Source organism: Microcoleus sp. EPA2 (genome assembly GCA_020882975.1).
Classification (GTDB): Bacteria; Cyanobacteriota; Cyanobacteriia; order Cyanobacteriales; family Microcoleaceae; genus Microcoleus.
Genome location: JAHRFD010000002.1, coordinates 105029 through 127251, shown reverse-complemented (window position 1 = coordinate 127251; position 22223 = coordinate 105029). Strand labels below are relative to the sequence as shown.

The following is a 22223-nucleotide window of genomic DNA, read 5'->3' as shown; positions in this document are numbered from 1 at the left end:
TTAAAGCAGGTGTGCGATCGGGGTTATATGCCCCATAGGTAGAACTTATTTATCTATATAAATAAAATTTTGCGCCTAAAATGGCTTGTAGGGGCGGGTTTTACGAATAATAGATGAATACAAACCATCTAAATCAACCCGCCCCTTACTTTGGGTAACTACCGGATTTAAAATTAATCATCCGGCATCCGCTTACTTAAGGTTCCACCCAGCGATCGTCCGACTTAATCAAATTAATCAATTCTTCCACACCTCTGTCCTCCGGCACCTTCTTAATTTCTTCCCGGCCCCGGTACAGCGAAATATAACCAGCCTGCTTCCCCACATAACCATAGTCAGCATCAGCCATTTCTCCAGGCCCATTGACAATACAACCCATTACTGCTATGTCCAAACCCGTCAGATGCTGCGTCGCCGCCCTCACTTTGTGCAGCACTTCCTCTAAATTAAACAAAGTACGACCACAGGAAGGACAAGCCACATACTCAACCATCGTTTTCCGCAATCCCAAGGCTTGCAGAATGCTGTAGCAGACAGGAATTTCCTTTTCTGGGGCCTCTGTCAGGGAGACGCGGATGGTGTCGCCGATACCATCAGCCAATAGCGGTGCGAGCCCCGCGGTGGACTTGATACGGCCATATTCCCCGTCGCCAGCTTCCGTGACACCCAAATGCAGGGGGTAATCCATGCCCAGTTCGTCCATCCGGTGTGCCATCAAGCGGTAAGCCGCCACCATCACCGGAGCACGGGAGGCTTTCAGGGAAATGACGATGTTGCGGAAGTCCAGGGATTCGCAAATTTTGATGAATTCCAGGGCGGATTCTACCATGCCTTCTGGGGTGTCGCCGTAGGTGAACAGCATCCTTTCGGCGAGGGAACCGTGATTGACTCCGATTCGCAAAGCTTTGCCCTGATCTCGGAGAGATATCACTAGGGGTTCCAGGGTTTCCCTGATTTTTTCGCCAATTTCGGCGAATTCGGCATCGGTATATTCGGTTCTGTCAGCTTTCGGTTTCTCGAACACGTACAAACCCGGATTGATTCTTACTTTGTCTACGTGTTTGGCCACTTCTAGGGCGATTTTCATGCCATTGTGGTGGACATCGGCAACGAGGGGTACTGGTTGGTAGGTGGCGATCAGTTTTTGCTTGATTTCGGCTAAGGCTTTGGCGTGGGCCATGCTGGGCACGGTGACGCGGACGATTTCGCAGCCAATCTCGTGCAATCGCCTAATTCCGGCTACTGAACCGTCAATGTCGAGGGTGTCTTCGTTAATCATCGATTGTACAACCACTGGGTTGCCGCCACCGATGGTGACGCTACCTACTTTGACGGGTCTGGTTTTGCGCCGTTTGATGGTGGTGTCGAAGGCTGGTTGAGGGTTGGGGGTTTTAGTTGGATTTGGTAGAGTTTGCATAATTGATTGCTGGGTTTTGTTACCAAAAGTTTATAAAATTGTCTCCGCTGTTTTTTAGATTGCCACAGAAAGGGTCTGTTTGGAGACTGAGGTTTGGGGTTTTGGTTTTTTTTAAGGGATGTGCGATCGAATTTATGGGCTCGGCCCGATAACACATATTCCGATTCTCTGCCTCGCAATTCTCGAAAATAGTTTAGAATCTAAAAATGATCTCCAAAACCAATTTGTGCGATCGCACCTGTTAGGATTTTGCAGCTACCATAAAATCTCAAATCGGTGGATTTTGCAGTTTGCATAAAATCTAACAATCTCCAATCCCCGATCGATCGATCTCACAATCCCAAATCCCCAATCTAAAATCGACAGTTTGTGCAACTAAAACAAGTAATTATTGCCCACAAAGCCAGAGATCCCTTCAGCCAGCGGTGGGCAGAACAATGTGCTCGGCAGTTAGAAAGTCGCGGTTGTCATGTTTTGATGGGGCCCAGTGGCCCAAAAGACAACCCCTACCCAGTGTTTTTGGCTTCTAGTACCAGCCCCATTGATTTAGCTGTGGTGCTTGGTGGTGACGGCACTGCCCTGGCTGCGGCCCGAAATTTAGCTGCTGATGGTATCCCGATTTTGGCTGCCAATGTGGGGGGACACTTAGGTTTTTTAACTGAATCTTTTGACGATTTCCAAAATACTGAAGAGATTTGGGACAGACTTACTGAAGATAGATACGCCGTGCAGAAGCGGATGATGTTGCAGGCGGCGATTTTTCAGGGAAATAGAACTAATCTGGAACCGGAAAGCGATCGCTTTTTGGCCCTCAATGAAATGTGCATCAAACCTGCTTGCGCCGATCGAATGCCCAGTTGTATTCTGGAAATGGAAGTTGACGGCGAAGTAGTGGATCAATATCAGGGCGACGGCTTAATTGTCGCAACTCCCACAGGTTCTACTTGCTACACCGCATCTGCCAACGGCCCGATTATACACCCTGGCATGGACGCGATCGCCGTTACCCCCATTTGCCCTTTAAGTTTATCCAGTCGCCCCGTAGTTTTGCCACCCGGTTCTGTAGTCAGCATTTGGCCCTTAGCAGATTACGAACTCAGTACCAAACTCTGGACAGATGGGATTTTAGGTACTGCCATTTGGCCAGGACAGCGCGTAGACGTGCGGATGGCGGACTGCGAGGCTAAATTTATCATTTTGCGAGAAAACTATTCTTATTACGGCACTTTGAGAGAAAAACTTCAGTGGGCCGGAGCCCGCATTCGGTATAACAACAATCACCGCAATTAAAAGGCAATTAAATCCTTAAAAGATACTATGGAAGTCAAAACAGATACGGAGAGAGCCAGTTGTGTTGTAGAAAGAACTTTAGATGTCATTGGCGGACGTTGGAAAGTATTAATCCTGCGCGAGCTATTTCAAGGTGTGAAGCGTTTTAATCAGTTGCAAAGGGCCTTAAAAGGCATTACTCAAAAAATGCTGACACAACAACTGCGCGAGATGGAGTTACACGGGATTGTCCATCGTGAAATTTACTTGCAGGTTCCTCCTAAAGTCGAATATTCGGTAACACCTTTGGGAGAAAGCCTCAAACCTATCATCGACGCCATGCACGAATGGGGTGTGAAGTATCTCGATCTAACAAATTAATTTTGACAATAAATTACCGATCGCCTTCTAGTTTACCTGAAGCGCGATCGCTTTTTATAGCATTTACCTTAACAGCCTTGGCAGTTGCTATATTTTATGTATTTAAAAAGCCATGGCAACTTTTAATTTACCACTTCAAAAGTTACTGTTCTACTCAGCCACAATGGTTGATTTTCCGCCACGCCTGCAGGACGACTTTTGCTAGAAGCAACTTGTATTCTGTCACTATCTATTCCTTTATTCACTAAAGCTACTTTCACATTCTTCGCCCTTTCCAGTGCCAATCTTTGATTTTCGGCAGGATTGCTTTTAAAATCGCTATGTCCAATTACTCTCAAATTCTTGCCTTTATTTTCTGCCATAAATACCTTGATTTCTTTCATTTTTTGGGTGATGTCATTCGCCGGCAAAGTAGCAGCCCCCACACCAAAATAAATCCGAATTCCCATGGCCTTAGACAGCGGTTTACTTCCTATTACCACTGTATTTGTGACCGACTTCACCCCCGGAATTTTAGCAAAAGCTTCTGTTATTTTCTGAGCATCTTTTGCCTGGAGTACGCTACCTTCTACGGTAACTTTCTCTGCCGCATAACGAGCCGAAATGTCAATGCTTTCTACTTTGTTCAACAGAGCCACTGTCCGCTTGACATCAGCCTCCACTAACACTGGGTCTGGAGGTACTTCCACAGCTATAATTTTATTGTCTAAGGTTAATTGTGGCACAACTCCTTGAGCGATTTGTAGGGCTCTTGAACGCAATTTCTGATTCGGTACTCGTCCCGAAAGCTCTGCTACTTTACCTTTCACATCTGCCGTGAGTCGATAAACTGATAATTCGGGAGCAGACTGTAAAGCTAAATTTGTCTCAGCTTCTAATCTGCGTTCAATTCCACTACGGTATTGATAAATCCCCCAAGGTACTATAATTAAACCTAAAAGTCCAAATCCCACCATTAATAACGCTTTAGGTTGAGTGGATTTAGGTTTGACATTTGTATCAATTAATTTCCGCAACTCCGAATTGACTTCCACGGGGATACTGGCTGGATCTCCATTAAATGACTGGATTTTACTGCCGTATTCTTGAACAATATTTTTGAAAATTGCTCGCATTTTATACTTAAACCATTGGCGGGTTTCTCCTTCCACCACTACCGCTAGATAACAGGAACCCGCTACTTCCAATAAAATCGTAGATGTCCCGTATTCTATGGCATCAATTTCTGCAATATTGCCAGACTGAGAGATACAGTCGTTAACAAAAGAACGAATCGCAGTTAACATCCCCGCCACCATTTCCGATTCTAGCTGCTCACTTTGTGACTGTTGCACTGCTGTAATTACTAACCCAGAGTCTTTTTGAATTAAAAATACTGCCTTAACAGTTGATGGTGTGGTCTCTTTCATCAGCAATTCTGCTTCAGAAATCCCTTGTAACTTAGCTTTAAATTTGCGGGTAATTCCCTCAAAGCTCACCGCTTTTTCGAGTTTTTCATTAATCTCCTGTATCGTCTCGGCCATGTACTTCAAAATCGTACTACCGATAATCGGGTAGAGTGCATCCGACATCGCTTCTGTATTAAGATTAATTTGTCTTCTCACAGCAGAGGCAATTTCGGGTGCGATCGCCTGTGCAATCTCCTCTGGCGATTCATTGATGCGGTGGCTGATTCCCACTGGTATCGCTGGAGATATTGCGATTCCCATCGATTGCCTATTTTCCCTGGTTTTGTTATTAATTACTTGATCGATTATGGGGGCAATTGTTTCAGTAAATGCTTCCTGGGATTCGTTAATTGTGTCTAGCATCATTTCCAGGAAAATGGCTTTAATTTTGGCAACTAATGCTTCCTCATTGCCACCCCATTGAGCATCCTTTAGTTTACGTTCCAGATTTTCTACTTTATCATTGAGTTGATAATTATAATTAACAACCTCATCTAATAAAGGCAAAATTGACTCTATCACAGATTGTTCTAGTTGCTTGTGATGACCGACCATAAGCTCGTCAATTAAAGGTTTCAATAAATCGGTAAACAAGTCAGTAGATTCATAAATTCGGTGTTCGATCGCGACAATTTTTTGTTCGATTTTCCCCAGTCTTTCTTCAATTCTTTTATTTTGAATAATGGCATCCACCGCGGGACCGATCGCACTTTCTATCTCTACTCTTGCTTCGCTGATTTTTTCCAACAGCACCTGAGATATCCGGGGCATAATCCTTGCCATCAACCCTTCTAACTGGGCGACTGTTTCGTGCTGAACTTCGATAATTTGATGCTCATTTCTTAAGATTTTTGCTTCTATGCCACTGTTTTGAAAAGCTTCATTGATACCGGGGGCGATCGCCTCTCTCACCTCTAACTTTGTCTCATCTATCTTCCGATTCAGCGACTCAATCATTAACGGCATCAGCCTGGCCATTATTTCTTCCGGTTGAGAATTCTGCTTTTTCTGAATCAGATTAACTTTATTTTCTACATTCAACAGTTGCCCTTTAATTACTTCTTGATGACTTTGGCTAGCCATCAAAGGTTCGATGAGGGCGGCTAAATCTAATTTAGATTCATCTATTTTACGGTTAAGTAACTCCGTGATGATTGGCATTACCCGCCCAATTATTTCTTCCGGCTGCTGAATTTGTGGTTGTTGATCTAGCAGTCGCCCTTCGATGATATTTAATACTTTTTCTTCGATTTCTGCCCAAGCTATTCTCACCTGGGCTGAGGGTGTCACAGTCTGGATTAGCTCAGATTTTAACTCACTGATTTTCCGATTCAGCGACTCGTTAATTATGGGCAGTAGTTGTTTGACTAAATCTTCCGGCTGCTGCTGAAAACGTTGTTGAACGTGAGCAACTTGATGTTCAATATTTAATACTTTTTCTTCGAGGCCGTTTTGGTGGTTAATTACTTCCTTGACAGCCGGTGCAATTTTTGAATCTACCCCTAACTTAGACTCCTCTAGTTTGCGGTTGAGCAAATCGCTGATTATGGGAGTTAACCCTTTGATTAACTGTTCTGAATTGGGGATTTTTTGCTGAGATAGAATCGCGATTTGATTTTGTAGTTCTACTACTTTTGCTTCTATGTTACTCTGATTAATTCTGGGACTACCATCCGGTGCGATCGCCTCTCGCAACTCAGACTTCAATTCCCTGACTTGGCCGCTCAGCAACTCAGGAATTAATGGTGTTAATAATTTTAGCAACTCATCGGGATCGGAAATCAGCCTTTCAAAGTTTGCCAACCTCTGTTCTACGCTCAAAACATTATCATAAAACTCTGGTAAATCCCGTTCAAATAGTAATTGCTGTAACCGCTTTAACTTTTCTCTAGCCTCTTCTAAGGTTTCTTCCGAAGGCACTTCTTCGTTTTGGGGCTGGGATTTTCGCGTTCCTAATCGTTCTTTTTTTATTTTTTTCGGACTGGGATTTTCTGGCTCTGTTGTCACAACTTCGGGGATAATTGCTGGTGATTCTATCAAAAAAGACCATTGCTGATTTGGTTCATTTTTCTCCTCATTATTATTGTTAGACATTTTTGTACACCTTAAATTAATTTCGTTAGATTCATTTTTTAATTTTAATAATTGCAACTCCGCCAGCATTTTCATTAATTCTTGAAGTTGCTCGCCCGCTTTACTACCTATCTGATTTGTAGCATCGGTGTCAGTATTTTCTAATGGCTCCCTTTCCTCTGAATTGAGATTAAATTCTGTCATATTTTTTTACCATGATTTGACTTTGACTAATGAAAGGAAATCACCCGTTGGCAACCCCATATAAGGGAAAATCAATAGCAAATTTCAACAGAATCAAGCTAACTAACCTATCTATAGCAATTCTAAATCATTTGTGAATTTCTTGCTCCCGGACCTTAATAAGGTCCGGGTTGGGGTGGGGTAAAAAACTTGCGACTCCTGCAAGGATTGCTATATACTTGACTAACCTTAGTTAATTAACTTCATCTTTTTAGACACTCAGCGGGTTCTCTCTCTACTGGGAGAGAGAGGGCGATCCGTTTTATTTAGTATCTCGCGGATCGCCCCATTTTGCCAGCGATCTTCTGGTGGCCAACTCCCTCCCAAGCTCTAAGGCAGATTTCATGCTGGAAGCATCCGCAATCCCTCTACCTACAATATCAAAAGCAGTGCCATGATCGGGGGATGTGCGGACAAAGGGCAAGCCAATTGTAGTGTTAACTGCTTTATCAAAAGCCATTAATTTTACCGGAATCAAACCTTGGTCGTGGTACATTGCCAAATAAGCATCGTGAGTAGGTGCTGCTAAACCGTACCAAGCTTTACCGGGCTTTACCCAGAGGGTATCCGGTGGGATGGGCCCGTCTAACTGTACTTGCTCAAACCGATCGCGCTGAGTTTCCAACCAGGGTATCATCCAGTCTTGCTCTTCATTTCCCAGTTTCCCATTTTCGCCACTGTGAGGATTCAAGCCAGAAACCGCTATTCTGGGTGTTTCGATCCCAAAATCTGCCCGCAAACACTCGATGAGCAATTCCAGTTTTTCGCTCAACAACTCTGGAGTTAAAGCATCGGGGACTTGACGTAGGGAAATATGTGTGGTAGCCAGTAAAGTAATCAGCATCCAGTTGCTGTGGGGAGATTTGGCTGCAAACAGCATTCCGAAGCGTTTCGATCGCGCTTTTTCGGCCAGAAGTTCTGTTTGTCCTGGATAATTGTAATTTGCAGCCTGCCAACAAGTTTTGGAAATTGGTCCTGTGACAATCGCCGAGAATTCACCACTGAGGGTACGGGCGATGGCAGTTTCGAGATAGACAAAGCTAGCAGCGCCGCTGGCTGCATTACCAACACCAGGGATAATTTCGCCCCATTTGCTGTCGGATGCGATGTCAATAATATTTAATGTGTCGGGATTGGCTAGGGCTAGGGACGGATCTAGCGATCGCAATTTATCATAAGTTTGCTGCAAAATTGTCCGAGAGCCGATCGTCCACACCCCAGAAGCCTCTACGGGATCGGCCAAAGCCTTGAGAATCACTTCCGGCCCAATTCCTGCCGGATCTCCCAGAGTTACAGCTAGTTTCAATCCTCGATCGAGACTCAAGGCATTTTTCTCCAGAAATCTAGAACTTTTTCCGCACTGAAATTTTAGCATTCCTGTAGCTCGTTGCCCCAATTTATACTATCTTTATTGAATGCGATCGCCTAATTAGAGATATAAACCATGAATCCTGAAATTTTAAATGCAGCCTTGTTGTCATTTTCCCTAATTTTTGTGGGTATTGGCGGAGGCTTCCTCCTGCTCAAACTCCAGGGCGGCGAAGAATAAGTTTTTGCACTTAGGACTGTTGCCAGGGGACTCATCTACCCAGTTTGTACGCACCCGAAAGCCAGCCCTCCGCAGTAGGTCTCAACGCCAAAATGAGAAATTTTCAGGTTTTTGTTAAGTTTGTTATACAAACTTAACAAAAACCTGATACAATCCTATAGAAAGTTTAAGATTCATAATTAATCCCTAGATGACTTTATTGATTTTAGGTGCCACCGGCACACTCGGCCGCCAAATAGCCCGCCGTGCCCTAGACGAGGGCTACCAGGTGCGTTGCCTAGTAAGAAATTACAGAAAAGCTGCATTTTTGAAAGAATGGGGTGCCGAACTCGTACCCGGAAACCTTTGCCAGCCAGATAGTCTGACTTCAGCGCTATCCGGGGTAACAGCTATCATCGATGCAGCCACAGCTAGCGCTGCCGATTCTGTAAGCATCAAAAGAGTAGACTGGGACGGGAAAGTATCGTTGATTCAAGCAGCAGTTGCAGCAGGAGTCAAGCGTTACATCTTCTTTTCGTTTCTGGACGCCGAGAAATATCCCCAAGTCCCGTTATTGGAAATTAAGCGCTGTACCGAGCTATTTTTAGCAGAATCCGGTTTGGATTACACCATCTTGAGGCCTTGTGGATTTTTGCAAGGACTGCTAAGCCTATACGCCATGCCGATTTTGGATGGTCAGGCCGTTTGGTTGCCCAACAAGCCCTCAGCCCTCGCCTACATGAACACTCAGGATGTGGCGAAATTTGCAGTCCGAGCCCTTTCCGTTCCCGAAACTGAGAAAAAAAGCTTTCCCGTGGTGGGTCCTCGCGCTTGGGATGCAGAAGAAATTGTGCGCCTATGCGAACGCTTATCTGGAAAACAAGCCAAAATCACTCGCACCCCAGATGCTTTGTTGAAGGCTACTCGTCAATTTGCTGAGTTCTTTCAGTGGAGTTGGAACATAGCTGACAGATTGGCTTTTTCCGAAGTTTTGGCCGCCGGAAAACCCTTGAAAGCTCCGATGGATGAAGTTTACAGTGTCTTCGGAATAGACCCCAAAGAAACTACTACTTTGGAATCTTATCTGGAAGAATACTTTAGTCTGATTACCAAGAAGCTCAAGGAAATAGAGTACGAGCAGCTTAAAACTAAAAAACGGGGTAAACAAAAAATGCCTTTTACGTTTTAATCAGCTTATACTCCATTTCTAGGACTCAAATTGCTGAGTTCTGGGATTAAATTTCGGTAATTTGTGGCGGTTTGATGCCGCCACAAACTGCAAAATCTACGTGATTAAAAATTTCATGACGGTAATAAGACGCGCCACATTGAAACTGTTTCCCACCAGAACTTTGGAACTCTCCAATTTATTATATAAAGATAAAGATGACGTAGTTTCTATCCTCGATGATAGTAGGGCGGGGTAGTCGATCGTGCCGAAAGCTGGGATTATATATAACGACGTTAAACCTGTATCTTGTCGCATCGCCCAAGAGTTGAAAGCACAACTGACGGCGATCGGCTGGGATGTCTGTGCTGTTTCCGGTTCCGGGGGAATTTTGGGGTATTCTAGTCCCGATCGCCCCATGTGCCACACTCCGATCGACAAAATTGTCCCCCCCGGTTTTGACAGCGACATGGAATTTGCCGTGGTGTTGGGAGGCGACGGTACTGTGCTGTCTGCGTTTCGCCAAGTCGCTCCCATTGGAGTGCCACTGCTGACTGTCAATACCGGTCACATGGGCTTTTTGACCGAAACTTACCTTAACTTGCTGCCACAAGCCTTAGAGAAGGTGCTGGCTGGAGAATACGAAATCGAAGAAAGGTCAATGCTAGCAGTACGGTTGTTTCGCGACAATGACTGCCTCTGGGAAGCACTGTGTTTGAATGAAATGGTGCTGCACCGGGAACCGCTGACTTGTATGTGTCATTTTGAAGTGGCGATCGGGAATCACGCTTCTGTGGACATTGCCGCCGATGGAGTAATCATCTCGACTCCGACAGGATCGACAGCCTACGCCCTATCTGCTGGCGGCCCAGTGATTATTCCGGGAGTACCCGTGTTGCAATTGCTACCTATTTGCCCGCATTCCATGGCGTCGCGGGCTTTGGTGTTTTCCAACACAGAACCGGTGAAGATTTTGCCAGCAAGTCCTAACCGTCTGGTTATGGTGGTAGACGGGAACGGCGGATGTTATGTTCTACCAGAGGATTGGGTGCAAGTAGAGCGTGCTCCCTATCAGGCGCGCTTCGTGAGGGTGCAACCTCCTGAATTTTTCCATGTTTTGCGGGAAAAATTGGGCTGGGGATTACCTCATATTGCTAAACCCAGTTCCGTTGAGTTGCCATGATAGTTGTTGTTGACACTCCCCCCCGGCGCGAATGCACGGGTTTTTTAGTGATATTAATTCCGGTAACACCGGAATAATATAGAGGAGACGGCAGTGCCCATTGGTGTCAACTTAAGGTAGAACCAATAGTCCGGCAGGGGTTGAAACCCCTGCCTCAAAGCGCAAGTCCTCTCAAAGAGGACTGAAGAACTCATTAGTCCTCTTTGAGAGGACTGTCTTCTATTAGACAGGGGTTTCAACCCCTGGCGGATTCGCGGGATCACAGACAGACTTGGCGGGCTTTCAGGCTTAAGTTGACACCAATGGGCACTGCCGTCTCCTAATTTGGTCTACTAATAATTCCGGTGCAACCGGAATTGATATGACTCATAAATTTGGCATGATTACCAAAATATTTTGGTTGCGGTGTTTGCGATAGATTTGAAAGTCGCTATCTAGGGTAAGCACGGAACTATCTTCATAGATCTCGCTCATTTTGACTAAGCAGGCATCGGCTAGGGACATTGGCACGGATGCATAACGCTCCATTAGATTTTCAATTGCTTCTATTTCTTGATTGAGAATAAAAGGAGTTTGAATATGTCCCTGTTTGATTAGTTTTAAGATTGTTGCTTGTCCATGATGGATTCTCTGGGCGAGAAAACAGGCTTCTGTGATTACAGGTTCGCAGGTAATGACGGGATCTGTAACTTGGGAAAGTTGGGAGACTGCCCAAGAGTGAAATTTATCTTTGGGCATCAGAAAGGCAATTAAAACTCCAGTATCTAAAATAATGGGGTTACTCATCATTCTCCGAAGCCTTTTAGGTATTGGGAATTGTGGGAAAGATCTTCGAGATCGCTATCTAAACAACCAACAAACTCTTGGGCTGCTTGTGTAAAAGATATTTTCTGTGACTTTGTATCAATCGGCTCAAAGGTTTTTTTATTGGCTTGAAACTCAAGAAATTCGATATATTCAAAAATCTTTTCGAGTTGATTTGGGGGAAAATGTTGGATTTTTTCGATTGCCATTTCTAGGGTTAACATGGGTTTCTCCTTGGTTGTTTTTGGTACTCTTTTAACGATTTACACAAACATTTTTTTTGGGGATCTACTAGCTTATTGCATGGTGCGCGATCGCAGCGTATCTATTTATTATACCAATTTTCTGATTTGTCAAACTCTCGATCGAGATTCCGAATCATCTCCAAAGTCAGGTAGCGTTTGCGAGATAGCGTTGGTACGCAGGAACATTTGTGTTTAACATCCTACCCATTACCTATTCCCCATCCCCTAAACCACCGCTGCGATCGAGAAAATCAGTAATCTCCTGATAAAAAGCCTGTCCCTTTCCCCTGCTGCTACTGGCTGTCACCAACAATCTTAAAACTTCCACAAGCGAACTAATCGTAGCATCAAAAATTAATGCAAACAACTGGCTTAAATCATCTTGGTTTTGTTGCCCGTAGGCTAAAGCATTAATATAATCATTGCGGATTTGGTTGTCAATCACCACAATCGGATAGCCTGCACGGATTAAGAGTAAATTCATTAATAATCTAGCCGTTCGACCATTCCCATCCCGAAAAGGATGGATAGAAACAAAACGATAATGAGCCATAGTCGCATATTCGACTGGATGGAGATTTAAGGCAGATTCCGAATTCAGCCAGCTCGCAAAATCTCTCATTAATTGAGACAATAAATAATGGGGAGGATAACGATAATTAGTTCCTGCCGCCATCACATCCAGAGTGCGATAACTACCCGCTTCCTCCGGGTTAATTTTGCGGAGAATAAGATTGTGAATTTGCTTAATTTCCCATTCATTAATCTCCGTATCCCTTTGGGCTAAATTTTCAATATAATCGATCGCCTCCTTATGTCCAATAACTTCTAAATGTTCGTCAAGGGTTTTGCCCCCCACAGTAATGCCCTTCGTTAAAACTAATTCCGTTTCACTTTGGGTTAAAGTATTACCTTCAATGGCATTTGAGTTATAAGTAAAGCGAACATCATAGAGCTTTTTGAGTTCGGCGACGAGGGGGGAATCGAACGGTCTAAACCCATCTAGCCAAGCTTTTAGTTTATCGATTCGTTCTAATTTAAGCCGATAATTCATGATTAAATAGTTGTCGATCGAAGAAGTTAATGAAAAGTCCTTTTGTTTACCTAAAATAATTACCTTTTGAATGAATTTCTCGTATAGTTGAGTAGACATCTTTGAAAATACTCCCCCATTCCCTAAAACGGCACCTCAATCCCCAACTCCTCACAAAATCGCCGAATCAGGCGATCGTTCTCCGACCTTGTGCGATCGCGTATCTATTGATTCTACCAATTTTCTGATTTGTCAAACTCGCGATCGAGCTTCCGAACCATCTCCAAGGTCAGGCAGCGTTTGTGAGATAGCGTTGGTGCTCACCGGACGTAGATAACCTTTGCCATTAACCGACCAGATTAGAACGTTCCAGTGCAGCGCGATTGTTATATAGCTACTACGATAACTGACCAACTAACGTCGCAGTCTCTCGATCTAAACCGACTAATGCTTCCTGGATCAAATCAACTTCGCGGGCTTCAAATAAAACCTCGCCACATTGATCGCAAACCCACGCTGGAATGTTGTCCCATGACACACGATAACCATTTCGATCGATCGTGAATGGGGCGGTTCCGCGTCGCATTTTATTTCTACAGCACAAGCATTCCATTCTTACAGTCTCCCTCTAAAATCCGGTGTCCATTGGCTGGGATCGGGCAGATATGCCGTAATGATAGCTAAATATTCGTCTTTCGGGGCACACACCACATGAATTGCTCGGTCATCTCGCCCAAGCCCTAACATGAGACAACTATGCCCCCTTGCATCCTCTGGGTAATCTTCGATCGCTTCGCCTGTCCTAACCACCGCTTCAACCTCAGTAGTTGCAATCATTCGATCTGGGCGGGACATTTGCCGGATCGTATGAGGTAGAAACAATAAGCGCTTACTTGCCGCTTCTCGTACCTGCTCTAAGATGTTATCAGCCAATTTCTATCTACCCAATTATTTAGAATTGATTTAGTTATTCATACCAGTTTAGCTCAGTTACAAGCTCTCAGTAATCTCCTGATAAAAAGCCTGTCCCTTCTGTTCTTGTTGTTTTGTTGCCAGAAGATTCATTAAAACATTGGCAGCCTCAGAGCAATTGTAAGGCGACCAGACCGGATACTCTCGATCGGCAACAAAAAAGTTTGTTGCATCTTCTTCTTTGACCAGTTCTGTTGCCAGAAACTGCATCAACCGCAGCTTGTCAATTTTTGAAAGCTCCTGCACCTGTGACATAAGTTCAGTCAATGGCATTTGAGACTCTCCTCGTCTGAGGTTAGGTGAAAAAGTTGGAGATGATGGCTTGTCGCATGGGAGCGATCGCTAGCATTTGTTTATTCTACCAAATCGAGCTTCCGAATCATCTCCAAAGTCAGGCAGCGTTTACGAGATAACGTTGCTGTTCAGTGGCTGAAAATAACCTTTGCAAACACACCAACGACCTTTGGCAGTCCGCTGCAACAGCGTTGTTCTGCCGATTTTGCTTGAATGTAGCTAAAGCGTAGATTTTGCATGACCATTAACCTATATTAATGCCTTGAATATCTTTCAGCAAGTGTAAAAAATCGCATGGAATAAGGGAAGGCACATCATCAATTACCTTTGTGATGATCTCCCATTTTAAGTCAGGTTCTTTTGTAAACCGCTTCAACTTATGAAAGACATCTTTCAGAGTCGTCTCTAAATCATGTCCTTGTCTATGAAGAAACCATTTTGGTAAGTTTATGGTTTGTCCACCAAGGTATTGGCATAGCAGCTTGTCGTTTCCCACTGCTGGCGATATGTGAAGCTGTACCTTATTTACTACGAAATCAGCGATATCCTGAAGCCGAGTGCTATCGAAAGTGGCAAAATTAATATAGGTTTCACACTCACTAAGCCCAATTTCACTTCGTTCTATCCACTTTTCTCGCAAAAGTAAAGCTGCTATAAGAACTGGATCAAGAATATAATTTTCAATACTGTAACGGTTTTCCCTCCCAAGAACTTTTATGCGCTCGTTACCAGAATTAGTTAAATCCCAGTCGATGATTCCATAAACTGTTCTGCTACCTCCCTTAACTAGTTGATTAACAACCTCTTTTACTTGGTCACAATTACCGTTCCCTCTAACTCCAGATGCGATGAAGTTGAGTGATACTTCAGGAATCAAATGCTCCGTTAGCTTTTCGTATAATCTTTCATAAAACTGAACATCATAATGGCTCTCAACAAATACTTGACGGCGATTTTCATAATCTATACTTAAGGTTGGAACTCCAGTAGTCAGTATAGATAGGGCTTTATCTTTTGTACTCTTTTGTATCCGCTTTTGATCTGTTTTATACATCGCATACAGAGATTCTTCTGGTGATAGAGCTACTGTTGAAGGTGAATGTGTGGTCATAACCACTTTAATTCCGTGGCGATTTACCAACACATCTTGAATGGTTCGTAGAAGAGATTGAGTCATTGAGGGGTGCAAAGGAGCATCAATTTCATCGAACAATAAAATTTTTGGATAATCTACCATTTGACGACGATCGCCTGCATAGTAGAGACACAACGCAAAAGACATCAAAACTCTTTCACCTGAAGACAGATCATTGAACTTTACTTGTGAGTTCCTTATTCTATCCGTGAGAATCGGCTCGTAAGGTCTATCTTCATATTTCGGTGGTTGGTTAATTCTAAAATCGAGATTTGCCGTTTCAAGAACACTATTTACAAATTTCCAAGGTGGCTCTCCATACTTGTCCAAGAATTCCTCATCAGTTAAGAAGCTAACGGATTCACCTTCAGAATTTGCCACGGCTCTAAGGCGATTGTTGAGCCAGTGGCGTTGATAGTCTGCGAATAGTCTGCCAAATGACTGCTGAAACATGTCAACAGGTTGCCAACTTCTGGGAAAGTAATGATAAAAGTCATCTTCCTCCAAAGCAATTAAGGGGATACTGGTATTACTCTGAAAGAGACTTACTAATCGTTGTCTATTGATTGGATCAATTTGTATGAATCTAGTAGTTACATTTTGAGTTGCAGTAGAAGCAGCATTCTGAATCGCCTCAACAAGCTGATTTGCCTGCTCCCTAGTGCTACCTGCTGCAATTAATTTTTCTGGTGTGAGATCTATTATTTCGCGAGTCTTAAGCTTGTCTAAATCAACTCGATTCAATTGATGAAGAGCTTGAGAAATCTGGGGACGGAATTCTTTTATGTGTTGAGAAAATTCATTCCAAAATCCATATCTTTCTTGAGTGATTTGATAAGGCGCAAATGCGCCTGTATCTTGTGGAATGAGATTCATCCAATCGAAGCGACGAATAGGACGTGTCTGATTATTTACTACTATATCGTCAATTTGCATTGAGCCATTTTCAATTGCTTCCAGCAGATGACTTTTTCCTGCACCATTTACCCCTGTGAGAACCACAAAATTGGGTAGTTCTGTATCTGGAAAAGAAGTTATTGATTTGTGAATCTTGAGAAATGATAATCTCATAGTGTCTGTCAACCGCTCCAAACCTATATTCTGAAAATACGAAAACAAGTTACCCAATTCTCAGGCTGAGTAGCAGTGCTAGAATTATACAAGGAGATATCAAGTCCTGTACAAGTTGTGTGCATCGACAGAAGGATGGAGTTCAGCCTTCGTAGATGTTCTTTCGAGCAAACCCCTGGATCTTAATACGGTCGGCTGGAACGATAAGATTTATCGAAGCACTCGCGCGGAAAAATGTAATTTTTGCCGACAGGTTAACTTGCTACCGATAAATCTTATAATCGTATCGCAGTTGCGGTACAATACTGAATATAGTCGAATAATACCGCAGCTTAATGATGTATGTCAACCCGTTATTACTCCCCATCGAAATCTTCTTTCCTCGATCGAGTTCGCCGCACGATTCGATTCAAACACTTCAGCCGTCGCACTGAAAAAATTTATCTATATTAGATTTGAGATGAGAGTCGATCGCACACCCTCGGCGATCGGTGCATTATGATAAAGCAAGCAGCGATAAAGTCTCGTCTTCATAAAATAATTCGATCGCCTTAAAATCCCGACGCAGCAAATTTTCAACTTGTGATGTCGAACAGTTTCCAAGCCGAAGCCAAATAACTTTCGGTGGATTCCCAAATACCAAACTCAGATCGTGCATATCCGCGTCTTTCGAGACAATCATCAAATCATTGTCTTTTGCATAATCCCAAACTATTGGGTCGATCGTTGCTTTCATGCCCACATCAAAGGACGTGAAGCGAATTTGGGAAAATATCGCTCAAACGATTCGGCAACTTGGGCGACAAGTTTTCATCAAAAAGTAATTTCATGCCGATAAGGTCGCGGTCATAAACCGACGCTCACGGTCAGCAGCATAAGCTATACAAGCTTTTAAATCTTCTCGTGTCAAATCGGGAAAATCGTCTAGAATTTCTGCTTCAGTCATCTCGGAAGCCAGGTACTCAAGCACTTCATAAACCGTAATTCGCAAGCCGCGTACACAAGGCTTACCACCGCGTTTATTTGCTTCGATCGTGATGTGGTTTCGGTAGTTCATAAGAAACACTCGGTAATATCATTTTTCTGTGAAGCTACATAGAATGTATCCTCATAAATCCATTTATAAATTCAAGATTTCTGCTCGAAAACAATTTCTTCATAGAATTGCTCGATCGCCAAACTCAACCCAATACTTCTAAGCTCGACGCGATCGCCCGCTCGATAGCTCAGAATCAACCAATCCCCCGCATCATTTCTGTGATACATATCGATCGCGATTTCATCAGAACTCACTAAAACATAATCGACCAAATTTGGGTTGCGGCGATATTTTTCAAACTTCTTGCCTCTGTCATAAGCCTCGGTGCTATCGGATAAAACCTCGACAATCAAACAGGGATAGGTAATATAAAAAACATTCTCTCGATCGCGGTCATCACAAGTCACGCTTAAATCGGGATAAGTATAGTTAGGAGTATTGAGAATGTTAACCTTTAAATCTGAATTAAAAACACGGCACTTATTGCCCCGCAAATGTGCTGAGATCGAACTCCCGATATTTAATTTAATCGCACTATGATTTTGCGTGCCCCCACTCATCGCATATACGCGACCATCGATTAGCTCATGCCTTTCTAATTGTTGCTCCTCCCAAGCAAAATACTCTTCAGGCGTAAAGTATCGCTCCTGCTCTCTAGCTGCAATCATAACAATCTCCTAATTTAAAAAAAGTAGTCAATCCAGACGCTGGAATCAACAATAATCATGGGCTTACTATTGTTCCGTATTGGTTCTCATGCGATCGAGGTCGCCATCCCAGGCGAGTTTACCCCGTAGCGCCCGGAGGTTCTGTTGGTTTTTCATTTGGATCAACAGGTTCAGAGCCAGTTCGACAACTTCTTGTTGTGCTGTGAGTCGAGTCGCCTGGAGCGCATTAGTGATGAGGGAGTTATCGATTTCGATCGTGGTTTTCATAGGTATTTTTGGGGTGAGTCTTATCGATCGCGCTTTCATCCAATTATAAGCGATCGCCCACCGGCAGCGATCGACATCTTTTTTTTAATTAAATCCTTTTGTTCCTGCCGATCGATCGCATATTCTCACATATAACGAAGTTCAAGTGCATTGCAAAAGCTATTCAAGCGATTCAGCAAAGCATTGTAGTAGGGATAAGCATCATCTCGTTCATCTTGAAGGCGGGCATAAAGAGTCAGTTCTGGCTCTGCGGCCAGACGATCGAGAGGAACATCTAAGCCCGCTTCAGCTAGGCGCGTTGCCGCGATCGCGACTAACAATGACCCAACTGTATTAGTTTTACCATGATGAAGATCGTCCAGTCCAGGTAGAATTAGCTCTGCTCCCGGTAACTCATTCAAGCTCATAACTGTCCATCCTCTATGTTACTTTCAAAACGTTTGATGAAGTTCTCAACTCTGCTTCTGAGCGCATCAGGATTAAGAGAGGGAAATCGGATTAATTCGGGTGCAATACTCTCAAAACTATTACGCAGTTCTTCTAAGGAAAATAATTTCTGTTCGTACATGGCTTGAACATCTTTAATGTCCCGATCGAATCCCCTGGATATTTTGGAGAGTGCTTGGGCTATAAAGTCATAGTGATAAAACGAGATTTCACCGTATTTGCCAATGAAGATACTCCTGTCGCGCCACCCCGGAATTGTGGGTAAGAAATCCTGTGGGGAAGCCAGTTCGATATTGATATTCAATTTTCTTAGAACTCTACATCAATATTATTATGTCGCCCTCTTAATAATAAATTCAAGATTGCTGCTCAAAAACAATTTCTTCATAGAATTGCTCGATCGCCAAACTCAATCCAATACTTTTAAGCTCGACGCGATCGCCCGCTCGATAGCTCAGAATCAACCAATCCCCCGCGTCATTTTTATGATACATATCGATCGCCATTTCATCAGAACTCACCAACACATAATCAATTAAATTCGGATTGCGGCGATATTTGTCAAACTTCTTGCCGCGATCGTAAGCCTCGGTACTATCCGATAAAACCTCAACGATTAAGCAGGGATAGGTAATATATTGAGGGCTAGAATTATCTCGCCGATCGCAAGTGACACTCAGATCGGGATAGGTATAGTTGCTAGTATTGAGGATATTTACGCGGCAGTCAGAATTGTATGTTTTACAACCACTACCCCGCAGGTGGGGCTTGATTCTCAGTAAAAAGTTTCCCGCGATATCACTGTGATTTCTAGTCCCGCCAGTCATCGCATATACGCTACCATCAATTAGCTCGTGCTTTTCTAATTGTTGCTCCTCCCAAGCAAAATACTCTTCAGGCGTAAAGTACCGCTCCTGCTCTTTAGCTGCAATCATAACAATCTCCTAATTTAATTGCTCTATAGCGATCCTAAATCATTTGCATAATTCTTGTAGGGGCTCGCTTGCCCCGTGGTTGCCCAATCCCTCGGAGGGCGGGCACTCTTGGCACCGCCCCTACATATCTGTATGAATGATTTAGGATTGCTCTATCAATTTTAAGCTGTTGTTTCTGGGGTGAGGTCGAGGTTGCGATAGACTTGTTCGATCGCAAAACTGAGATTGATGCTTTTTAGTTCTATGGTATCATCTTCTTTGTAGTTAATGATGAGCCATTCACCTGTATCTTTTTTATGATACAAATCCATTTCGATACTGGTGGAACTAACCAATAGGTAATCTTGTAAGACAGGGTTGTGGCGGTACATTCTAAATTTGCTACCGCGATCGTATGCCTCAGTGCTGGGAGAGAGAACTTCAACGATTAAGCAGGGGTAGGTAATGTATTGAGTTGTGGTTTTATCGCGATCGTCGCAGGTGACGCTGACATCAGGATGGGTGTAGTTTTTGGTTCCGGCGATGTTGACTCTCAGATCGGAGTTTCCGGTTTCGCAACTGCTGTTTTCTAGATGATTGGAGAAGAGAGTTGTGAGTCTGACGGCAATGCGGCTATGGTTTACGCTGCCACCGCTCATGGCGTAGACTTGACCGTCGATATACTCATGCTTTTCTAGCTGCTTTTCTTCCCAAGCAAAGTAGTCTTCTGGGGTAAGTTGGGGAAAGTTTTTTTTTGCAGCGACCATTTTTTTAGGTAATGGGTAGTAGGTAATGGGTAATGGAGCTTATTTCTATTCCCTATTTTAGTCTCACACAAACATTTTTTGCAGCAAGTCTTTTTTGAATTGTTTGGTTAAATTGATTTGTTGATAGATCGTCACAATTGACAGAAATTTTATGCCCTCAGTACGGGACTTCTCAGAGATGGCAACAAGTGGATTGTGCAGGGTGCTAAACTAGGAATTATTGTGTTTGGGAGAGCTGTTTTATGGTGCAAGCGCAGTTTAATTTGGATGAGTCGTTGTGGGCATTTGTCCAACGATCGCGGCAGTATGGTTTTCAGAATCAGGATGAATTGATTCGGGTGGCGCTGGGGAAGTTGCAGCAGGAGTTAGATTCGTTGGAGATGTCGGCGGATTTATATACGGAAGTTTATGGGGAGGATGCCGATTTGCAGGCTTTGACGAATAACGCGATCGCGGGTTGGCCAGAATGAATAGTTTGCGGCGCGGGCAGATTATTGATGTTAATTTGGAACCGACGAGAGGTTCTGAAACGGGAAAGGTTCGACCTTGTATCATTGTGACGAATGATGTTTACAATGCCCGTGTGCCTGTGATTCAGGTTGTGCCGATTACGGAATGGAATGAGAAAAAGGCGCGTATCTCGACGAATATTGATTTGGAGCCATCGGCGATGAATAGACTGGCGAAACGATCGATCGCGGATTGTTTACAGACTCGTCCGATCGACCATCGCCAACGGCTGGTAAGAGTACGTGGGGAGTTGAGTGGGGAGGATTTGGCTAGGGTTGATTGGGCGATTAAGCAAGTGTTTGGCTTTAGTTAACGATCAACAGCAGCAATTACAGGCACTAGACAAACATTTTTTGCAGCAAGCCTTTTTTGAATTGTATCGCGATAAGTCGCCACAATCTTATCCACTTCAGATCTATGAATCAAGAATCTCAGTCTTCCACCCGATAGCCCAATTCCGCCAAACGAGTCCGAGACTGCCGCCATTTCGGTTGCACCTTGACAAATAGCTCCAAATATACTTTACCCTCGATTAACTTTTGAATCTGTTCGCGGGCCGCACTGCCGATCGCCTTTAGCATAGTGCCGCTCTTACCGATTAAAATCCCTTTTTGGGAGTCCCGTTCAACGTGAATTGAAGCGAGAATGCGAGTAATTTTCGGTTCTTCTTCCACAACTTCGATCGCGATGGCTACAGAATGTGGCACTTCCTCCCGCGTTTGCAACAAAATCTGTTCGCGAATCAACTCACCCATGATAAAGCGTTCCGGCTGGTCAGTCACCAAATCCGGCGGATAATAATAAGGCCCAACGTCCAAATGTTCGACTAACAATTTTTGCAGCGACTCAACACCCTCGCCAGTTAGAGCCGAAAACTTGACCACAGGCCACTGAGGATTGACAATTTGCTCGTAAGTGCGATCGATTAACACGGAATCAGGAGGCTGTTCGTCCAACTTATTGAGCCCCAAAATCACCGGCACTTCCGTATTGCTGAGGATTTCCACAATATATCGATCGCCCCCACCAGACTCCACCGAGCCATCCACCACAAATAGCACTAAATCGACCGATCGAATCGCCGTTCGAGCATTTTGGACCAAAACCTTACCCAATTGGTGATGAGGCTTGTGAATTCCCGGAGTATCCACAAAAATTATTTGTGCCTCATCCGTAGTCAAAATACCCCGCAGTCGATTGCGAGTCGTCTGAGAAACCGGCGAAGTAATCGCAATTTTCTGCCCCACCAACAGATTCATCAGGGTTGACTTCCCCACATTCGGGCGCCCGACAATCGCCACAAACCCCGATTTGTAACCCGCAGGAGCCGCGGGAACACTCATAACT

The 22223-nt window shown here is 43.9% G+C and carries 27 protein-coding genes; 7 read left to right on the top strand and 20 right to left on the bottom strand.

The annotated features are described in order from the left end of the window. Positions 1-196: 196 nt before the first annotated feature. The gene (gene ispG / locus AAFP14_RS03125; RefSeq protein WP_341730851.1) at positions 197-1417 is read right to left on the bottom strand and encodes a (E)-4-hydroxy-3-methylbut-2-enyl-diphosphate synthase; all 1221 of its coding nucleotides are present in this window, start codon (positions 1415-1417) and stop codon (positions 197-199) included. 369 nt (positions 1418-1786) lie between these two features. Between ispG and AAFP14_RS03120 the strand changes: the two genes are divergently transcribed. Both AAFP14_RS03120 and AAFP14_RS03115 read left to right on the top strand, forming a co-directional pair. Continuing rightward, positions 1787-2707, top strand: coding sequence for an NAD(+) kinase (locus AAFP14_RS03120; protein WP_341730850.1), 921 nt, complete (start codon positions 1787-1789; stop codon positions 2705-2707). A 27-nt stretch (positions 2708-2734) separates the two neighbouring features. Continuing rightward, complete coding sequence (locus AAFP14_RS03115) at positions 2735-3067, top strand: winged helix-turn-helix transcriptional regulator (RefSeq protein ID WP_341730849.1); 333 nt, start codon at positions 2735-2737, stop codon at positions 3065-3067. Positions 3068-3189: 122 nt separating this feature from the next. Here the strand turns inward: AAFP14_RS03115 and AAFP14_RS03110 are convergent, their stop codons facing one another. Beyond that, complete coding sequence (locus AAFP14_RS03110; protein ID WP_341730848.1) at positions 3190-6792, bottom strand: OmpA family protein; 3603 nt, start codon at positions 6790-6792, stop codon at positions 3190-3192. 301 nt (positions 6793-7093) lie between these two features. Beyond that, positions 7094-8206, bottom strand: coding sequence for a 4-hydroxythreonine-4-phosphate dehydrogenase PdxA (pdxA, locus tag AAFP14_RS03105; RefSeq protein ID WP_341730847.1), 1113 nt, complete (start codon positions 8204-8206; stop codon positions 7094-7096). A 69-nt stretch (positions 8207-8275) separates the two neighbouring features. Here pdxA and petM point away from each other — a divergent pair, with 69 nt between their 5' ends. The 3 genes from petM to AAFP14_RS03090 all read left to right on the top strand — a co-directional run bounded on the left by petM (position 8276) and on the right by AAFP14_RS03090 (position 10710). Next, entirely contained in the window at positions 8276-8380 is a 105-nt protein-coding gene (gene petM / locus AAFP14_RS03100) for a cytochrome b6-f complex subunit PetM (protein ID WP_340517484.1), read from the top strand. 190 nt (positions 8381-8570) lie between these two features. After that, positions 8571-9548 (top strand): NmrA family NAD(P)-binding protein, encoded by a 978-nt coding sequence (locus tag AAFP14_RS03095; protein WP_341730846.1) that lies wholly within the window; start codon positions 8571-8573, stop codon positions 9546-9548. Positions 9549-9792: 244 nt separating this feature from the next. Beyond that, entirely contained in the window at positions 9793-10710 is a 918-nt protein-coding gene (locus AAFP14_RS03090; protein WP_341730845.1) for an NAD(+) kinase, read from the top strand. A 366-nt stretch (positions 10711-11076) separates the two neighbouring features. Here AAFP14_RS03090 and AAFP14_RS03085 read toward each other — a convergent pair whose 3' ends face one another. The 16 genes from AAFP14_RS03085 to AAFP14_RS03010 all read right to left on the bottom strand — a co-directional run bounded on the left by AAFP14_RS03085 (position 11077) and on the right by AAFP14_RS03010 (position 20366). Beyond that, complete coding sequence (locus AAFP14_RS03085) at positions 11077-11499, bottom strand: type II toxin-antitoxin system VapC family toxin (RefSeq protein WP_341730844.1); 423 nt, start codon at positions 11497-11499, stop codon at positions 11077-11079. After that, complete coding sequence (locus AAFP14_RS03080) at positions 11496-11738, bottom strand: hypothetical protein (RefSeq protein WP_341730843.1); 243 nt, start codon at positions 11736-11738, stop codon at positions 11496-11498. The genes AAFP14_RS03085 and AAFP14_RS03080 overlap by 4 nt, the downstream gene beginning before the upstream one ends. Before the next feature lie 232 nt (positions 11739-11970). Further along, on the bottom strand, positions 11971-12912 hold the full coding sequence (locus tag AAFP14_RS03075) for a Fic family protein (protein ID WP_341730842.1): 942 nt from the start codon (positions 12910-12912) through the stop codon (positions 11971-11973). Between the two features lie 277 nt (positions 12913-13189). Further along, positions 13190-13405 (bottom strand): YgiT-type zinc finger protein, encoded by a 216-nt coding sequence (locus AAFP14_RS03070; RefSeq protein WP_341730841.1) that lies wholly within the window; start codon positions 13403-13405, stop codon positions 13190-13192. Positions 13406-13407: 2 nt separating this feature from the next. Further along, the gene (locus AAFP14_RS03065) at positions 13408-13674 is read right to left on the bottom strand and encodes a DUF4258 domain-containing protein (protein ID WP_255699703.1); all 267 of its coding nucleotides are present in this window, start codon (positions 13672-13674) and stop codon (positions 13408-13410) included. A 108-nt stretch (positions 13675-13782) separates the two neighbouring features. Beyond that, a complete protein-coding gene (locus tag AAFP14_RS03060; protein ID WP_341730840.1) occupies positions 13783-14037 on the bottom strand; it encodes a hypothetical protein in 255 nt (84 codons plus the stop codon). Between the two features lie 265 nt (positions 14038-14302). After that, positions 14303-16264: an AAA family ATPase gene (locus tag AAFP14_RS03055; protein ID WP_341730839.1), complete on the bottom strand. Its 1962-nt coding sequence runs from the start codon at positions 16262-16264 to the stop codon at positions 14303-14305. 496 nt (positions 16265-16760) lie between these two features. Beyond that, positions 16761-17000, bottom strand: coding sequence for a DUF5615 family PIN-like protein (locus tag AAFP14_RS03050; RefSeq protein WP_341730838.1), 240 nt, complete (start codon positions 16998-17000; stop codon positions 16761-16763). Between the two features lie 7 nt (positions 17001-17007). After that, positions 17008-17094: a DUF5615 family PIN-like protein gene (locus AAFP14_RS03045; RefSeq protein WP_263053636.1), complete on the bottom strand. Its 87-nt coding sequence runs from the start codon at positions 17092-17094 to the stop codon at positions 17008-17010. Continuing rightward, positions 17091-17321 (bottom strand): DUF433 domain-containing protein, encoded by a 231-nt coding sequence (locus tag AAFP14_RS03040; RefSeq protein ID WP_006634608.1) that lies wholly within the window; start codon positions 17319-17321, stop codon positions 17091-17093. The genes AAFP14_RS03045 and AAFP14_RS03040 overlap by 4 nt, the downstream gene beginning before the upstream one ends. Before the next feature lie 71 nt (positions 17322-17392). Continuing rightward, positions 17393-17971: a Uma2 family endonuclease gene (locus AAFP14_RS03035; RefSeq protein ID WP_341730837.1), complete on the bottom strand. Its 579-nt coding sequence runs from the start codon at positions 17969-17971 to the stop codon at positions 17393-17395. A gap of 66 nt (positions 17972-18037) precedes the next feature. Continuing rightward, complete coding sequence (locus AAFP14_RS03030) at positions 18038-18238, bottom strand: type II toxin-antitoxin system VapB family antitoxin (RefSeq protein ID WP_341730836.1); 201 nt, start codon at positions 18236-18238, stop codon at positions 18038-18040. Between the two features lie 125 nt (positions 18239-18363). Then, entirely contained in the window at positions 18364-18645 is a 282-nt protein-coding gene (locus tag AAFP14_RS03025; protein WP_341730835.1) for a hypothetical protein, read from the bottom strand. Next, positions 18642-18989, bottom strand: coding sequence for a hypothetical protein (locus AAFP14_RS03020; protein ID WP_341730834.1), 348 nt, complete (start codon positions 18987-18989; stop codon positions 18642-18644). Before AAFP14_RS03020 ends, AAFP14_RS03025 begins: the two co-directional genes overlap by 4 nt. Positions 18990-19041: 52 nt before the next feature. Continuing rightward, on the bottom strand, positions 19042-19620 hold the full coding sequence (locus AAFP14_RS03015) for a Uma2 family endonuclease (RefSeq protein ID WP_341730833.1): 579 nt from the start codon (positions 19618-19620) through the stop codon (positions 19042-19044). 161 nt (positions 19621-19781) lie between these two features. Beyond that, positions 19782-20366 (bottom strand): Uma2 family endonuclease, encoded by a 585-nt coding sequence (locus AAFP14_RS03010; protein WP_341730832.1) that lies wholly within the window; start codon positions 20364-20366, stop codon positions 19782-19784. A gap of 242 nt (positions 20367-20608) precedes the next feature. Here AAFP14_RS03010 and AAFP14_RS03005 point away from each other — a divergent pair, with 242 nt between their 5' ends. Then, positions 20609-20836 carry a hypothetical protein gene (locus AAFP14_RS03005; RefSeq protein WP_341730831.1) on the top strand — a complete coding sequence of 76 codons (228 nt, stop codon included), beginning with the start codon at positions 20609-20611 and terminating at the stop codon, positions 20834-20836. Continuing rightward, the gene (locus tag AAFP14_RS03000) at positions 20833-21189 is read left to right on the top strand and encodes a type II toxin-antitoxin system PemK/MazF family toxin (RefSeq protein WP_341730830.1); all 357 of its coding nucleotides are present in this window, start codon (positions 20833-20835) and stop codon (positions 21187-21189) included. Before AAFP14_RS03005 ends, AAFP14_RS03000 begins: the two co-directional genes overlap by 4 nt. A gap of 118 nt (positions 21190-21307) precedes the next feature. Here AAFP14_RS03000 and era read toward each other — a convergent pair whose 3' ends face one another. Beyond that, positions 21308-22219, bottom strand: a complete 912-nt coding sequence (era, locus tag AAFP14_RS02995; protein WP_341731077.1) for a GTPase Era — start codon at positions 22217-22219, stop codon at positions 21308-21310. Positions 22220-22223 lie beyond the last annotated feature (4 nt).

What these genes read in the sequence shown, in the direction of transcription:
- ispG (WP_341730851.1), bottom strand. Translation starts at nt 1,417, where the DNA reads ATGCAAACTCTACCAAATCCAACTAAAACCCCCAACCCTCAACCAGCC.
- AAFP14_RS03115 (WP_341730849.1), top strand. Translation starts at nt 2,735, where the DNA reads ATGGAAGTCAAAACAGATACGGAGAGAGCCAGTTGTGTTGTAGAAAGA.
- AAFP14_RS03110 (WP_341730848.1), bottom strand. Translation starts at nt 6,792, where the DNA reads ATGACAGAATTTAATCTCAATTCAGAGGAAAGGGAGCCATTAGAAAAT.
- pdxA (WP_341730847.1), bottom strand. Translation starts at nt 8,206, where the DNA reads ATGCTAAAATTTCAGTGCGGAAAAAGTTCTAGATTTCTGGAGAAAAAT.
- petM (WP_340517484.1), top strand. Translation starts at nt 8,276, where the DNA reads ATGAATCCTGAAATTTTAAATGCAGCCTTGTTGTCATTTTCCCTAATT.
- AAFP14_RS03095 (WP_341730846.1), top strand. Translation starts at nt 8,571, where the DNA reads ATGACTTTATTGATTTTAGGTGCCACCGGCACACTCGGCCGCCAAATA.
- AAFP14_RS03085 (WP_341730844.1), bottom strand. Translation starts at nt 11,499, where the DNA reads ATGATGAGTAACCCCATTATTTTAGATACTGGAGTTTTAATTGCCTTT.
- AAFP14_RS03080 (WP_341730843.1), bottom strand. Translation starts at nt 11,738, where the DNA reads ATGTTAACCCTAGAAATGGCAATCGAAAAAATCCAACATTTTCCCCCA.
- AAFP14_RS03075 (WP_341730842.1), bottom strand. Translation starts at nt 12,912, where the DNA reads ATGTCTACTCAACTATACGAGAAATTCATTCAAAAGGTAATTATTTTA.
- AAFP14_RS03070 (WP_341730841.1), bottom strand. Translation starts at nt 13,405, where the DNA reads ATGGAATGCTTGTGCTGTAGAAATAAAATGCGACGCGGAACCGCCCCA.
- AAFP14_RS03060 (WP_341730840.1), bottom strand. Translation starts at nt 14,037, where the DNA reads ATGCCATTGACTGAACTTATGTCACAGGTGCAGGAGCTTTCAAAAATT.
- AAFP14_RS03055 (WP_341730839.1), bottom strand. Translation starts at nt 16,264, where the DNA reads ATGAGATTATCATTTCTCAAGATTCACAAATCAATAACTTCTTTTCCA.
- AAFP14_RS03050 (WP_341730838.1), bottom strand. Translation starts at nt 17,000, where the DNA reads ATGAAAGCAACGATCGACCCAATAGTTTGGGATTATGCAAAAGACAAT.
- AAFP14_RS03045 (WP_263053636.1), bottom strand. Translation starts at nt 17,094, where the DNA reads ATGAAATTACTTTTTGATGAAAACTTGTCGCCCAAGTTGCCGAATCGT.
- AAFP14_RS03040 (WP_006634608.1), bottom strand. Translation starts at nt 17,321, where the DNA reads ATGAACTACCGAAACCACATCACGATCGAAGCAAATAAACGCGGTGGT.
- AAFP14_RS03035 (WP_341730837.1), bottom strand. Translation starts at nt 17,971, where the DNA reads ATGATTGCAGCTAGAGAGCAGGAGCGATACTTTACGCCTGAAGAGTAT.
- AAFP14_RS03030 (WP_341730836.1), bottom strand. Translation starts at nt 18,238, where the DNA reads ATGAAAACCACGATCGAAATCGATAACTCCCTCATCACTAATGCGCTC.
- AAFP14_RS03025 (WP_341730835.1), bottom strand. Translation starts at nt 18,645, where the DNA reads ATGAGCTTGAATGAGTTACCGGGAGCAGAGCTAATTCTACCTGGACTG.
- AAFP14_RS03015 (WP_341730833.1), bottom strand. Translation starts at nt 19,620, where the DNA reads ATGATTGCAGCTAAAGAGCAGGAGCGGTACTTTACGCCTGAAGAGTAT.
- AAFP14_RS03010 (WP_341730832.1), bottom strand. Translation starts at nt 20,366, where the DNA reads ATGGTCGCTGCAAAAAAAAACTTTCCCCAACTTACCCCAGAAGACTAC.
- AAFP14_RS03005 (WP_341730831.1), top strand. Translation starts at nt 20,609, where the DNA reads ATGGTGCAAGCGCAGTTTAATTTGGATGAGTCGTTGTGGGCATTTGTC.
- AAFP14_RS03000 (WP_341730830.1), top strand. Translation starts at nt 20,833, where the DNA reads ATGAATAGTTTGCGGCGCGGGCAGATTATTGATGTTAATTTGGAACCG.
- era (WP_341731077.1), bottom strand. Translation starts at nt 22,219, where the DNA reads ATGAGTGTTCCCGCGGCTCCTGCGGGTTACAAATCGGGGTTTGTGGCG.